The organism is Asticcacaulis excentricus (assembly GCF_003966695.1).
Taxonomy (GTDB): Bacteria; Pseudomonadota; Alphaproteobacteria; order Caulobacterales; family Caulobacteraceae; genus Asticcacaulis; species Asticcacaulis excentricus_A.
This window is the reverse complement of record NZ_AP018827.1, coordinates 1,133,830-1,148,168: the sequence shown is the minus strand read 5'-3', so window position 1 is coordinate 1,148,168 and position 14,339 is coordinate 1,133,830. Positions and strand designations below refer to the sequence as shown.

The 14,339-nt window shown below is 61.4% G+C and carries 12 protein-coding genes; 6 read left to right on the top strand and 6 right to left on the bottom strand.

The genetic code is table 11. The annotated features are described in order from the left end of the window. Window positions 1-25 precede the first annotated feature (25 nt). The 4 genes from EM6_RS05260 (at window position 26) to ftsH (ending at window position 5,309) form a co-directional block, all read left to right on the top strand. Window positions 26-961, top strand: coding sequence for a CsgG/HfaB family protein (locus EM6_RS05260; protein WP_126420802.1), 936 nt, complete (start codon window positions 26-28; stop codon window positions 959-961). A 175-nt stretch (window positions 962-1,136) separates the two neighbouring features. Further along, window positions 1,137-2,045: a tetratricopeptide repeat protein gene (locus EM6_RS05255; RefSeq protein WP_126420800.1), complete on the top strand. Its 909-nt coding sequence runs from the start codon at window positions 1,137-1,139 to the stop codon at window positions 2,043-2,045. Further along, window positions 2,036-3,316, top strand: a complete 1,281-nt coding sequence (gene tilS / locus EM6_RS05250; protein ID WP_126420798.1) for a tRNA lysidine(34) synthetase TilS — start codon at window positions 2,036-2,038, stop codon at window positions 3,314-3,316. Before EM6_RS05255 ends, tilS begins: the two co-directional genes overlap by 10 nt. 91 nt (window positions 3,317-3,407) lie before the next feature. Beyond that, window positions 3,408-5,309 (top strand): ATP-dependent zinc metalloprotease FtsH, encoded by a 1,902-nt coding sequence (gene ftsH, locus EM6_RS05245; protein ID WP_126420796.1) that lies wholly within the window; start codon window positions 3,408-3,410, stop codon window positions 5,307-5,309. A gap of 221 nt (window positions 5,310-5,530) precedes the next feature. On the opposite strand, the gene EM6_RS05240 is transcribed toward ftsH, so the two are convergent. From EM6_RS05240 to EM6_RS05230, 3 genes are all read right to left on the bottom strand, one after another. Beyond that, on the bottom strand, window positions 5,531-6,100 hold the full coding sequence (locus tag EM6_RS05240) for a hypothetical protein (RefSeq protein WP_126420794.1): 570 nt from the start codon (window positions 6,098-6,100) through the stop codon (window positions 5,531-5,533). Window positions 6,101-6,209: 109 nt separating this feature from the next. After that, window positions 6,210-7,574 (bottom strand): ATP-binding protein, encoded by a 1,365-nt coding sequence (locus EM6_RS05235; RefSeq protein ID WP_126420792.1) that lies wholly within the window; start codon window positions 7,572-7,574, stop codon window positions 6,210-6,212. Window positions 7,575-7,709: 135 nt separating this feature from the next. Further along, window positions 7,710-8,411 (bottom strand): response regulator, encoded by a 702-nt coding sequence (locus EM6_RS05230; protein ID WP_013479076.1) that lies wholly within the window; start codon window positions 8,409-8,411, stop codon window positions 7,710-7,712. Between the two features lie 235 nt (window positions 8,412-8,646). On the opposite strand from EM6_RS05230, the gene EM6_RS05225 reads away from it, so the two are divergent. Then, window positions 8,647-9,969 carry a NupC/NupG family nucleoside CNT transporter gene (locus tag EM6_RS05225; protein WP_126420790.1) on the top strand — a complete coding sequence of 441 codons (1,323 nt, stop codon included), beginning with the start codon at window positions 8,647-8,649 and terminating at the stop codon, window positions 9,967-9,969. A gap of 72 nt (window positions 9,970-10,041) precedes the next feature. Here EM6_RS05225 and EM6_RS05220 read toward each other — a convergent pair whose 3' ends face one another. The 3 genes from EM6_RS05220 to EM6_RS05210 form a co-directional block, all read right to left on the bottom strand. Then, window positions 10,042-10,530: an Hpt domain-containing protein gene (locus tag EM6_RS05220; RefSeq protein ID WP_126420788.1), complete on the bottom strand. Its 489-nt coding sequence runs from the start codon at window positions 10,528-10,530 to the stop codon at window positions 10,042-10,044. A 96-nt stretch (window positions 10,531-10,626) separates the two neighbouring features. Then, a complete protein-coding gene (locus EM6_RS05215) occupies window positions 10,627-11,385 on the bottom strand; it encodes an NAD kinase (RefSeq protein ID WP_126420786.1) in 759 nt (252 codons plus the stop codon). A 49-nt stretch (window positions 11,386-11,434) separates the two neighbouring features. Further along, a complete protein-coding gene (locus EM6_RS05210; RefSeq protein WP_126420784.1) occupies window positions 11,435-12,388 on the bottom strand; it encodes a DUF2336 domain-containing protein in 954 nt (317 codons plus the stop codon). Window positions 12,389-12,819: 431 nt separating this feature from the next. Here EM6_RS05210 and EM6_RS05205 point away from each other — a divergent pair, with 431 nt between their 5' ends. After that, window positions 12,820-14,196 (top strand): hypothetical protein, encoded by a 1,377-nt coding sequence (locus EM6_RS05205; protein WP_232037103.1) that lies wholly within the window; start codon window positions 12,820-12,822, stop codon window positions 14,194-14,196. The last annotated feature ends 143 nt before the right edge of the window (window positions 14,197-14,339 follow it).

Here is a 14,339-nt window from a genome sequence, read left to right as displayed (position 1 = left end):
GACATTTCATACCAGGGGGTAGGATATGCATAAATATCTCAGCGCCATCGCGTTGGCCGCTCTTGTCGTGCCGGTGACTGGCATGGCCCAGACGGCCAAACCGTCCAAGGTTCAGCAAACCCAGAACAGCATGATGGACTCGATCCCGAAGTGCACCAAGAAGCTGGGGACCATCTCCATCGTCAACGGTGACGATGAGCGTGGCTGGGCGCAGAACAATCTGGCTCCGCCGCAAAAGCTGCTGCGTGTCATCGTTCAGAAGTCCGGCTGCTTTTCGCTGGTCGATCGCGGCGCAGGCATGAATGCGGCGCAGCGCGAGCGGGATCTGGCGGCGGGTATCGGCCTGCAAGGCGGCTCCAATGTCGGCCAGAACCAGATCAAGGCGGCGGATTTCGTGCTGGTGGCTGAGGTCGCTGCGGCGGATTCCAATACGGGTGGCGGCGGTGCCGCAGGCATCATTGGCGGCATGGTCGGCGGTCGCGCCGGCGCCGTTATTGGCGGCTTCCGTACCAAGAAGCTCGAAGCCAACACCATCCTGTCGCTGACGGATGTGCGCACGTCTGAATCCAATTCGTTTGAAGGCAGCGCAGCCAAGAATGACCTGACCTGGGGTGTCGGCGGTGGCGCGGGCTTTGCCGGCGCCGTCGGTGGTGGCTATGAAGATACGGAAATCGGTCGCATCGTAACCCAAGCCTTTATCGTCACCTACACCAATATGGTGCAGGAAATGGGTGGCCTCGACATTGGCGGTAAGGCTGCCGCGCCGCAGCGTTCTTTCGTCGTCCTGACGCCGACCAGCCTGCGCGCCACCCCGGCGGCGACGGGCAAGATGATCCGCGCCCTGCCCAAGGACATGCTCCTCTATCCGACCGGCAACAAGGACGGCATGTGGTGGGAAGTCATGGACGACAACGACAATGTCGGCTGGGTCCAGAACGACAAGCTGACCGCCGCGAAATAGATTAAGGAACCCCCGCCCAGTCGGCGGGGTTTTCTCTTGGTCCTCTATGCCACATCCGACGTCTTAATTTCGCCGGAGTGGCCCGTCACGATGGAAACCGTTACAAAAATGGTTGACATCTGAGGCGCGCACGTCAGGTATTTGAACACGCGCCCCCACAGGTTTCAGGACACGCATGACCCGCCAGAGTTTAAAGGCCACCCTTTCCGCCCTGACGATCGCCGTTGCGACGGCGGCCTCACTGAGCGCGGTTGCGCCCACGCCCGCCCACGCCCAGCTCTTTTCGATTGATCAGGATGAGGCCGACGACAAGTCGCCTCCGGTCGAATGGGACAAGAAGCGCCTGGAGCGTCTGGACCGCAATGTGCGCAAGCTGGAACGCGCCATTTCGAATTATGAAGGCAAAACCGGTAAGAATGCCGGGCCGCCCGCCTTGATCGAACCGGACCCCGAAGTCGTCGCACTTCAGGCCACGGTCGAAATCCTGTCGCGCAAGGTCGATGATCAGGCGCAGCAGATCACGCGCCTGACCGGTCAGATCGAAGAGGCCGGCTTCGCCGCGCGTCAGGCCAATGAAAAGATCGCCGGGCTGGAGGCACGTATCGGCACGCTGGTCCAGCGTCTGGATCTGGCCGAAGCCCACCTCAAAGACATCGACGCGGCGCTGGCCGGACCGCCGCCGCCACCGCCGACCACCGGGACGGCCGAAGGTGACTTCAATCAGGCCTACGACCTGCTGACCAACGGCAAGATGGACGATGCCGAGCGCGCCTTTACCGAGTTTACGACCAAGTGGGCCTCAGCTCCGCAGACGCCGGAAGCCTGGTTCCGTCTGGGTCAGATCCGCACCGTCAAAGGGGACGTCTCCGGGTCGGTGGCGGCCTATGCCACTTCGCTGAAAGGCTGGCCCAAGACGAGCTGGGCCCCCGAAGCGACCGTGAAACTGGCCACCGCCCTGGCGCAAACCGACGCGCCGAAATCGTGCGTCGCGATTGCCGAATTCAACAAGCGCTATGCCTCGGCGGCGTCGGCGGCCATCAAGTCGCAGGCTAAGGCGCTGGCGACCAAGGGCAAGTGCAGCTAATACCTCCCGATGTAAGATCGCGGCTTGCGGCGGGTCTGGAACGCTTTCCGGACATAGCCGCAAGCCGTTTGCGTTTTGCTGAGTATCTCAATGGCCCGGCGGAACGGCGCGTGGGCGTTGCGGTGTCGGGCGGCGGAGACTCTGTGGCCCTTCTCCTCCTGTTGTGGCTGTGGGGGCAGAGACCACTGGAGGTGTTCACCGTTGATCATGGTATCAACCCCCTGAGTGCCGACTGGGTGCGCGGTGTCGAAGCGCTAGGGCGCGCATTGGGTGTGCCGGTCACCGTCCTGCGCTGGGCGGGGGACAAGCCCCGTACCGGGCTTCAGGCGGTGGCGCGCCGGGCACGGCATTCTCTGATCCTCGAAGCGGCACGCGCAAAAGCCATCCGCGTCCTCTGTCTGGGACACAATGCCGATGATGTAGCTGAAGCGGCTGCCATGCGCGCCGAAGGTTCGACGGTTGGCGCACCGAAACTGTGGTCGCCCGCGCCTTTCTGGCCGCAAGGGGAGGGCATGTTCTATCTGCGCCCCCTGCTGGGCATCGGACGGGCGCGGCTGCGGGACTGGCTGAACGCGGCGGGCGTGTCCTATGTCGATGACCCGGCCAATGCCAACCCAAGCTATCTGCGCGCGCGGGTACGGCAGCAGGGGGTGACGCCCTTTGCAACCGATATGCGTAGCGCCACCCTCTCACCGGATTTGGCGGTTGCAATGAACGTAACGCCGACAGGTGCGGCCTGTTTCCATATCCCTGCCTTGCCAGCCCCTGACATACTCTCGGCCCTGATCGTTTGTGCCGGGGGTGGGGACAAGCTGCCGCGTCAGGCGGAGATTGCGCATATCCTTACCGCCGTCGGCAAAGGTCAAACGCGCTTTACCCTGTGCGGGGCGCGCATCGAGGCCCATGAGGGTGGCTGGCTGATCTGCCGTGAGCCCGGCGACATGACCCGCAATGGGGCACGCCCTGAGCGGATCGGTGATATCTGGGACGGACGCTACCGTCTGCCGACTTACGCCATAGGGAGCGAAATCGTCCCGGCAAAGGGGCATCTTAACGCTCTGTCCCCGGAGGATCGCCTGCGTTTGAAGGGCCTGCCGCCCGTCGTGCGTGCCGCCATGCCTGTTCTGAAACACGACGAGTCGGTACGCCTGTTTGCGGCAGGAGATTTGCAGGACGTGACGTACAACCGGTTGCGCGCGGCGCTTGGTCTCATCCGCAACGAAGAGGAAGCCTGTCATCCCGCGTTTTCCTGCGGTCTGCCGGTAGCGTAGCGTTAAAGAGCCTACTATATAGGTTCAACCAACAGGCGGTTTCTGGCCGCCGTCAAGACCCGCAGCCCGCTGGCTGCTTGTGAGGAAGCTTATGAATTTTCGTGCTCTGACGATTGTCGGGATACTTCTGGCGGTTCTGATGGTCGGCTATGCCGTGGTCGGCAAGACCCCCTATCAGAATGCGCCGAAGGAAATGAGCTATTCGGTGCTCAAGGAACAGGTCAATGCGGGTCAGATCGTATCGGCCGATATCGACCGCGATCAGGCCGTGGTTACCGACACCGCCAAGCAGAAACACAAGGTCGTCATCCCTTATCCCAATAGCGATACCGCCGATTGGCTCGATTCCAAGAACGTGAAGGTCAATATGAAGACCGTCACCCAGCCCTTCCTGGTGTCACTGCTGTCCGGTCTGTTGCCCATCCTGCTGATCGTCGGCCTGTGGCTGTTCTTCATGCGTCAGATGCAGGGCGGCGGTCGTGGGGCCATGGGCTTCGGCAAGTCGAAGGCCCGCCTTCTGACCGAGCACAAGAACCGCGTCACCTTTGCCGACGTGGCCGGCGTTGATGAGGCCAAGGAAGAATTGCAGGAGGTTGTCGATTTCCTGAAAGATCCGACCAAGTTCCAGAAGCTGGGTGGCAAGATCCCCAAAGGGGCGCTGCTGGTTGGCCCTCCGGGTACGGGTAAGACCATGCTGGCCCGTGCGGTGGCCGGTGAAGCGGGCGTGCCCTTCTTCTCGATTTCAGGTTCGGACTTTGTGGAAATGTTCGTCGGCGTGGGCGCCTCGCGCGTGCGTGACATGTTCGAACAGGCCAAGAAGAATGCGCCGTGCATCATCTTCATCGACGAAATCGACGCCGTGGGTCGCCATCGCGGCGCCGGTCATGGCGGCGGTAATGATGAGCGCGAACAGACCCTCAACCAGTTGCTGGTTGAAATGGACGGGTTTGAAGCTCAGGAAGGCATCATCATCATCGCGGCGACCAACCGTCCGGATGTGCTCGACTCCGCGCTTCTGCGTCCCGGCCGCTTCGACCGTCAGGTGACGGTGCCGAACCCCGACCTGACGGGTCGCGAAGCCATCCTGCGCGTGCACATGCGCAATGTGCCTTTGGCTGTCGATGTCGATGTCAAGGTGGTGGCGCGCGGTACGCCGGGCTTCTCCGGGGCCGATCTGGCCAATCTTGTCAACGAAGCGGCGCTGATGGCGGCGCGCAAGGACCGCAAGCTGGTCACCATGAAGGACTTTGAAGACGCCAAGGACAAGGTGCTGATGGGGGCCGAGCGCCGCTCCATGGCCATGTCCGAAGCCGAAAAGAAGCTGACGGCCTATCACGAAGGCGGTCACGCCATCGTGGCGCTGAAGGCCCCGGAAGCCGATCCGGTGCACAAGGCGACGATTATTCCGCGCGGCCGTGCGCTGGGTATGGTGATGCAACTTCCCGAAGGCGACCGCTATTCGCAGAACTACGTGCAGATGACCTCGCGTCTGGCCATTCTAATGGCGGGTCGTGTGGCCGAAGAACTGATCTTCGGCAAGGATCAGATCACGTCGGGGGCGTCATCAGACATCCAGCAGGCGACCCGTCTGGCCAAGGCCATGGTCACGCGCTGGGGCTACTCGGACGCACTCGGGCTCGTCAACTATAAGGACGCCGAGGACGAGCACGGGGCCTTTGGTCGCGACGTGTCGGAATCGACGGCTCAGACCATCGACGGTGAGGTCAAACGTCTGGTGCAGGGCGGCTATGATGAGGCCAAGCGCATCCTGACCGAAAACCTCGACAACCTGCATCGTCTGGCCCAAACCCTGCTTGATGTCGAAACCCTGAGCGGTGAAGAGATCGAGAAGGTGCTGCGCGGCGAAGAGATCGTGCGCGACGAAGACACCGGCATCCTGATCGAAAATACCACCCGCCTGGCGGTGCCAACGACGGATGAACCGGAGCCTCTGCCGGAAACCGTGGTGCCGGAGGTCAAGGAAGGCGCTTGAGTTGCGTTGTATCTGACATTCGCCCGATGCGTACACGGTGTCGGGCGAATACACGGTCACACGGATTTAAGCGAAATTGTCAGGCGATCTGGCTGCAATAAAACGGCTGAGAGACCCTTTCAGAGCGATATGTCGAAAAGTGTGAGCAGTTTTCGACAAAAATATCGCGACAAACCAGAAGCTTAGAGCGGGATGACGCTTCTATTTAAAATCATCCCGCTCTAGGCTCTCAGCGCGTCACGGCCCTTGGCGGCGGGTACGACGCGGGCGAAGGCGCGGGGGCCGAACAGCGTCATTTCCATACCGGTTTCCAGTATGTCGCCGCGTCTGGGCTGGCGCAGGAACAGGTCCTCGTCGGGGGTGACAACGTAAAGCCCTTCCGGCGCATAGACGACGACAAGGCTCTCATTACGCAGAATGCCTTCGCCCCACAGCTTGAACTGCGCATAGTAGGGGGCTTGCCGCCACGAATCCGGGCGCGCCGGGTCCACATCGACATTCAGCGTCGTGCCATTCGGCTCAAGGCGCAGGACAAAGCCGGCTATATTGGGCCGCCACAGACCATTCAGGTCATCGTGTTTCAGCCACAGGCATTTGAAATCCTGACAGATTTGCGGGTGAAGTCCCCAGATGCCGCAACCGGCGTTTTCGCGGGTGTGGTTGCATAGCTTCCCGGCCTTTTTACCGACGTCCTCGACGTCATAGACCTTGCAGCACAGATTGCACTCACCGCACGCCTTCAGGGGGGCGCGGGAACGGGCAACCGTTCGATGCGTGGAGGCCTTGGCCATCGGGAACCTTCTGTTCTGGGCAAGCCGATCATTTTTTCGGCTTTAGCGTGCACAATGGGCCCATATGGTCAATAAAGGGTTAGAAAACAGGGTTAATGCGCGGATGCATTTAACTGATCAGCGGTATGCCTATATCGGCGCGCAGGCCGCCCAGCGGACTCTGATCGAGGTTTAGTTCGCCGCCATGGCTGCGCACCGTATCGCGGGCGATGGCCAGCCCCAATCCGACGCCCTTCTTGTTCTGATTGCGCGCATCATCCAGACGCGAAAAGGGCTTGAGCGCCTCTTCGCGCTTTTCGGGCGGGATGCCGGGGCCGTCGTCATCGACATAGATATGCAGCGACTGCTTGCCGCCCGCCTTGTGCTCGATCTCGGCAGAGACGCGCACCTGAGTGGCGTAGTGAAAGCCGTTCATCACCAGATTGGACAGGGCGCGGCTGAGCGCCATGACGCGAATCGAGGTTTCGACGTCTTCCGAAAGGGGGACAAATTCCGGCTGATGCCCGGCGCGGCGGGCGCCGTCCACGACGGTTTCCAGCAGAGCGTTGACTGAGGTGGTTTGCGGGCTTTCCTGCATTTCGCCGCGCGCAAAGGCCAGATATTCGTCGATCATATAGGCCATTTCCGACACGTCCTGCTTCATGCGTTCGGTCGCCGCATCGGGCGGGGCCATGGCTAGTTCCAGCTTCAGCCGCGTCAGGGGGGTGCGCAGGTCGTGGCTCACCGAGGCCAGAAGCGTGGTGCGCTGTTCGATATAACGCTGGATGCGCGATTTCATCTTAAGGAAGTTTTGCGCCGCCGCCCGCACCTCGGCCGCCCCATAGGGCTTGAAATTGGGATCATCTTCGCCGCGCCCGAACTTTTCAGCGGCGACGGACAGGCGCTCGATGGCGCGCACCTGATTGCGGATAAACAGGATCGACACGGCGGTCAGAAGCAGGGTCGCGCCCGTCATCCACAGTACGAAGATATGGGCGCGGGTGGCGAAGGCGCGCTCACGCGGCGCAATCACCCGGATCACACCATCCTTCACCTTGACGCGGATATCGACAGACCCGGCATAGCGGGTGGTGTCAAACCAGAAGGGGTCGTCCAGTTGCTCATTGAGCGCGCGTTTCAGCGAGCGGTCGAGCGCGGCCCAGGCGTTGCGCCGGCGGTTTTCGGGCAGGGCGCGGCCGGGCTGATAGACGATGGATAGCTGCATCGACTTCTGCGCGGCGGCGGAGATGGTGGCCATGGTCTGCGGCGTCGGATCGGCCTTGTAGGCATCGACGGCCCAGGCGACGTCGCCGACCAGCCCTTCCGACAGCTTGGCGGTAACGGTTTCCCAGTGCATGTCGAAAAAGGCCCAGGTCACCGCCACCTGCATCAGGGCGACGGGCAGGACAATGATCAGCAGGGCGCGGCCCCACAGCGTCTTGGGGATCTTGCGCTTGATGGCCTGGGGCCAGAATTTGAGACGGGGTATGCGCATTCAACCGATCCTCCTCCCCTGCGGGGCGGGGGAGGTGGCGCAGTTGGTCTGCGCCGGAGGGGGCATGTCTTTGCGTGGTTTGCCCCACACACCACTTCGCGGCCCTCCCTCCTCGCGAGCAGGTAGGGCGAAGCCTTAATCCGGCGCCAGCATATAGCCCTTGCCGCGCACAGTTTGCAGGTAGCGCGGGTTCTTGGGGTCCGGCTCGATCTTGCGGCGCAGTCGGGTGACCTGAACGTCCACGGCGCGACCGGTGGTATCGACGCTGTCCTTGGCGAGGTCCATACGATCCACCGGCACATTGGCGCGTTCAGCCAGGTATTTCAAAAGCTGCGCCTCGGCCTCGGTCAGGCGCACCATCGCGCCATTTCGTGTCAGTTCGGCGCGTTCGAGGTCGAAGGTGATCTGCCCCATGCTGATGGTCTTCGGCAGGGCAGGCTTGACGCCGGTGCGACGCAGGATCGCTTCGATCCGCAGCAACAGTTCCTGCGGCTCGAACGGCTTGGACAGGTAGTCGTCGGCCCCCAGGCTTAGCCCCATGATACGGTCGTCGGGCAGGCCGCGCGCCGTCAGGATAAGGATGGGTACGTTGGAATGCTGCCGCACCCATTTCGATAGAGAGAAGCCGTCTTCGCCCGGCATCATCACGTCGAGGATCAGGAGGTCGAAATCCAGCAGTTGCAGCATCCGCTTGGCGGCGTCGGCATGGGCGGCGGCGGTGACGCGGAAGCCCTGACGCGACAGGAACTCCTTGAGCAGGGTACGGATGCGATCATCGTCGTCAACAACCAGCAGGTGGCGAACGACGGCGTCATTAAGACCGGGCTGAGGGCTCACTTGATAAGTCCTGTCCTTGTTATGGGCGGCGTCTTGGGGCCGGTATTGTGGCGAGACTACAGGGGCACAAGGTGATTTGTCATCTGGATTTGTCGCCTTTTTGTCATAGCGGATCGCGGATAGCGAAAATAGTGTCGGCCAGACGAAGAAACCGCTTGCCTTGGTTTCAAAGGTTATCGGATATTTACAGTTTGGGCGGCGAAATCGTGTGCAGAGCCGCCAGGGGATTGTGTACATGCCGTCTTACGGAATGCTGAACGTCCAGAGCATACTGGGCATCGGGATCATGCTGCTGGCCTGCTGGCTGCTCTCGGAAAACAAGAAAAAGTTTCCGGTCTTTCTGACCCTCGGTGCCATTGGCGTTCAGGTCCTTCTGGCCTTTCTGTTCTTCGGTTTCCCGCAATCGCAGGCCGTGCTCGACAGCGTGAATGCCGGCGTGGACGCTCTGGCGGCCGCGACCAATCAGGGCACGCAGTTCGTCTTTGGCTATCTGGGCGGCGGTGCCCAGCCCTATACCGTGCAGGACCAGAGCGCCCTGTTCGTTTTTGCCTTTCAGGTCCTGCCACTGATCCTCGTCATTTCGGCCCTGTCGGCGCTTCTGTGGCACTGGCATATCCTCAAATGGATCACGCAGGGCTTCGGCTTCCTGTTTCAGAAGACGATGGGCCTTGGCGGCGCGTCGGCACTGGCGGTGGCCACCAATATTTTTCTGGGCATGATCGAAAGCCCCATCGTCATCCGCGCCTATTTGTCCAAGCTGTCGCGCTCGGAAGTGTTCATGATGATGGTGGTGGGTCTGGCCACGGTGGCCGGTTCGACCATGGTCGCTTACGCCCTGATCCTCAAAGCCACCCTGCCCAATGCGGCGGGTCACGTGCTGGTCGCCTCGATCATTTCGGCCCCGGCAGGCGTGCTGTTGTCGCGCATTATCGTACCGGAGAAAGAAGGCGAGGGCGGCGTGGTCGCCGACTACAATTCGTCGCTCAAGTACGATAGCGCCATCGACGCCATTTCCAAGGGTACAGCGGACGGCCTGATGGTGGTGATGAATATTTCGGCCATTCTGATCGTTTTCGTGTCCTTCGTCTCGCTGGTCAACATCCTGCTGGGCATGTTCCCGCACGTCGGTGGCGAGCCCCTGTCGCTGGAACGCGGTCTGTCGGTCGTTTTTGCCCCACTGGCCTGGATCATTGGCGTGCCGTGGGAAGAGGCGCAGAAGGCGGGCTATATCCTTGGCACCAAGCTGACTCTGACCGAGTTTGTTGCCTTCCTTAAGCTGGGCGCGATCCCGGCAGAGGATATGAGCGAGCGCACGCGGATGCTGATGACCTATGCCATTTGCGGTTTCGCCAATATCGGTTCGGTCGGCATCACGGTCACGGGGCTGGGCGTGCTGATGCCCGAGCGCCGCGAAGAGGTGTTGAGTCTGGTGTGGAAGGCTCTGTTTGCCGGCTTTGTCGCCACCTGCCTGTCGGCGGCTATCATTGGGGCTTTGCCGGACGCCCTGTTCGGCCTCAGCGAGGCCAAGGCACCGGCCGCAGCGGTCGCCACTCGCTGACATCCATCCCCCTGAAACGCAAAAAGCCCCGGTGCGAACCGGGGCTTTTTGTGTGACCAGACGCAAAGCGTATCAGTCTTTGAACTTGTCCATATGTTCCTTGACGCGCGCTTCCAGCGTTTCGGCCAGCGTCACGCCCACCGGATGGTTTTCGTCCTTGATCTTGCCACGCACGACGGCGCGGATGGCATCGACGTGGGCGTCGATCAGAAGGCGCGGCGACTGCAAACGAATGGTCTCGTCGTCCAGCATCTTGCACACCGAACCGGCGATGCGGGTGATCAGCGGATAGCCATAGGTGGTGCCGAGCCCTTTGAGATCATGGCAGCGGAAATAGAGCTGTTCGGCGTTCTTTTCGCTGAGGCCTTCGTTGCGGATGGTCTCCTGCGCTTTTTCCAGCTTGTTGACCTCATCGTCCAGCCAGTTGTCGAATTGATCCGACAGGGACGACAGGGCTTCTTCCGCCTTGGCAAGCGTGGCCGGATCAAGCGCACCCAGCTTGCCGCCGACCTTGGCGCGCAAAGTGTTGGGGATCTGAATGACCTGGGCTTTTTCGGACATGACGTGGTTATTTCCGTAGGATTGTTTCGTCAACCATATCCCAAACCCCTTTAGGAAGCCCTAATAGCCACGTATTTCACCTGTGGACGACAAAGGTCAGCTCGAAAACTGTTCCGTCAGCACGCGCTCATCATAGCCATTACCGGCATCAAACAGGATCGTCGCCGATAGTTCCGGGGCCTCGACGACCTCGACCTCACGGATATAGCGCACTTCGAACGTATCGGCCGAGGCTGCTACCGGGCGTTTATCGCACTCCAGCACCTCAAAGCGCACCTTGGCGGAATGGGGCAGCAGGGCGCCGCGCCAGCGGCGGGGGCGGAAGGCGCTGATCGGGGTCAGGGCGAGGGCCTGCGCGTCGAGAGGGATGATTGGCCCGTGCGCCGACAGATTGTAGGCGGTCGAACCCGCCGGCGTTGCCACCAGCGCGCCGTCACAGATCAGTTCCTCCAGCCGCGCCTTGCCATCGATCAGGATGCGCAGTTTGGCACTTTGATGCGTCTGCCGCAGCAGCGACACTTCATTGAAGGCCAGCGCCTCCTGCACTTCGCCACGGCCATTGGTGGCGGTCATGCGCAGGGGGCTGATGCGCGTATGCTCGGCGCTCTCGATGCGCGCCATCAGGTCGTTTTCACGATATTCGTTCAGCAGAAAGCCGATCGAGCCCATATTCATGCCAAAGATCGGGCGTTCGTCGCGGAAATGCGCGTGCACACACTCCAGAAGCCAGCCGTCCCCGCCCAGCGCCACAATCACATCCGGGTCATTCGACTCGCCATACCGTTTGCGTAAGACCGCGCAGGCGGCCTGAGCTTCGGGGCGTTCGGAGGCGGTAAAGGCGAGTTTGAGGGGCATGAGGCAGGGTCTGAACAGCAGGGGATAGCCGTCTTAAAACGGATTTCGTTCAATGGGAATAGATGGCCAACAGCCTTTGACGGGCTTCGTCGGCATCGAGATCGAACAGGCCGCGCACAAAGGCCAGGTGGCGCTCATGAATACGCGGGTGCCCGTCATTCAGCGCCTGAACCTGAGCCAGTATGTCCGCGAAGGCGGCCCGGTCGATCTTCGCGGCGCTCAGAAGCAGGACCAGAGGCACGGCGGAGTCCTGCGTCAGGGCGCGGTCCACGACGGCGCGGTCCAGTCCGGTCAGGCGCGACAGACCCTGACGGAAGGCGAGGAAATCGCCGCCTTGCAGCCGGTGCAGGGTCTGTGCCGCATCGGCCGGCGGTGTGGTGTGAAAATGCCGGGCATAAAGGCCTTCAAAGCGGCCAAGCAAGGTGGCGCGCAGGTCCGGCCCCACCACATCGAGCAGGCGGGCCGCCGCTTCGCGCGTCAGGCGAGGGTGGCGCGTCAGGGGGGCGCGCAGCGCGATGTCTGTGCGCGCGCGGTCGGTCAGGGCATCGAAAGCGACGGCGTTGAGGCGCAGGTGGCGGTTGTTCAGCAGCGCGGTGGCCGTGGCGGTGTCAGCCACCGCGATCAGGGCGTCGATGACCGCAGGGCTGAGATGGGATCGTCGCGCGATCAGGCGCGCGCGGTCGGCTGAATCGGCCAAGAGCGACAGGAGGTCGTGATCGCGCAAAACCGGCGAACCCAGCAGACCCGCGGCCCCGGCCTGTGATAAACGGCACAGGGAGGCAACCAGATCCGGATCGGCCCAGTCGGCCTCGGCCAGTTCGTTGAGTACGGCTTGCGCGCTGTCCGCAGGCAGGTCCGCGATCAGCGCCTTCAGGCGTGCGACAAAGCCCGGCTGGCTTTCGTCCGCCAAACCCGCCTGACGCCGCGCCAGAGCGTTCAGTTGCATCAGATGCAAAAGGGTCCGAACCTGTGTCAGGGGCTGAAGGCCGCTGTCCGGGCGCACGACTTCGGGCGCGTCTGCCGCAGGGGCGACGCGGTCCAGGTCGTCAGGGGCCGGTGCAACGGCGGAAATGGCAAGCCTCCGGGCGATTCGCTCAAGATGTACAAGGTTTTAACACCTAGTGTCCTGAATCTGAAATTCGCATGCGCTTGATATCGCTCTCTGGCGAATTTCAGATTCAACCGGACACTAGCAACTTATTGTATCTAGTATCGTTTTTGAATTTGAAGTTCGCCCAGCTCTCGATATCAAAATGAAGCGAACTTCAAATTCACGATACTAGAGTGAAGACTTGCTTAACTCTTTCGTTCGCAGCGTCCTTTCACCTCCTCAGACCCGCGCGCTGCATTTTTGACATGTGCGTTAATGTTGTTTCAACGCTGCATCCGTAGGCTGAGGGGGATGGTGTTGTAAGTAGGGCTGGTGTCAGCGGCATGTCTCAAGACATCCTTTCGACAGGGCAGGGTAGCGCAGCGGAGCCTGAACGGCTGGTGCTGGAGCGCGAGGACGCGGTGAATATCATCGAGCGCCTGCGCGAAACCCGTGTCAGTGCGCGGGGCCATGCCTTTCTGCTCAAACTCGATACGCTGATCGTGCGTCTGGGCTCCAAGTGGGACGTCAAGAGCGAGCTGGTTTACGAACATCTCAAGACCGGGTTTGAACGCCGCTTTCAGGAGCCGAACTGGTGCCTGCGCATCAATGATGACGCCTGGCTGGCCATAATCCCGACGGAAGGATCGCGGCGAGGGGCATTGTCGGTGACCGAGATGTGGCGCGATCTGGGGAATTTCTTTGTCGGTGACGTCTCCGAAGTGCCGGTGCCCCTGTATGAGGTGCAGGTCGAGGACGTGGACCGCTTCCTGCTCAATCCGATTGACCTCAAAACCTGGTTCGACCGCCCGGAAGCCGGGCCTGAGCGCGTAAAGCCGATTACGGGCGAAACCACGGGTGAGGCCGTCCGCACGCCCGGTCAGGGGCCGCAAATGACCAATATCCAGCGCCCGGTGATGGTGGCGGCCACCGTGACCTTGGCCAATCGCACCCTGCGCATCGCTTCATCCAACGAGCCCCTGTTCGAGATGAAGAAGATGGTGATGATCGGCCACCGACTGGAGCCACTGGTCGTCGAGGCGTCGGACAACACCCTGCTGGACCGCAAGGCGCTGGCCAATATGGATTGGGGTCTGCGCGAGTTGGTCGATATCACCAATATCGAGCAGGGGCTGAAAATTCTGCGTATGCGTGAGGCCGATCAGCGCAAGATGCTGATGGTCGTGCCCGCCGCCTTTTCCACCTTCGCCTCGCAGCGCGCGCGTCAGAAGATCACGCACGAAGTGGCCAAGGCCGCCAATGAGATGGGGCTGAAAGTCCTGTTTGAGGTGCGCGGTCTGGATGGGGTGCCGCCGCACCGCGTTCTGGAAATCGTCTCGCTGATCAAGCCCTTCTGCATGACGGTGGTGGGGCACGTGTCTTCGGACCGCAAGGTCATCTCAGCTCTGGCCAAGTGCGGCCTTTCGGGCGTGTGCATCGAATATGATGGCGTTAAACGCGATGACGACGCGCTGAGCGAATATCTGGGCCAACTGGCGGCCGCGGCCAAACAGGCCGCCGGTGCCTGCATGGTGCAGGGCTTCGACAGCTATCGGCAGATGGCGGTGGCGCGGCTGGCGGGTATTACACACGCCTCGATGAAGGCGGCGGCCATGATGTCGCCGCGCGGGGCCGTGGCGACGGCCAAAACCGTTGCCGACGGCTTGACCCTCAGCCCCGAAGGCCGCGAAAAGCTGAGCGCCCTCGAACGGCCGGAATAGGCTAACTTTCACGCCATGACCTGTGACCCGAATGCGCCACTTTCCACCCTGTGGAAAGTGTCACGATTTGGTGATTGCGCTTTCGTTAATTATGGTTAACGTCATTCCCCGGCTGTTTGATTTTTTATAAAAATTTCCATGAA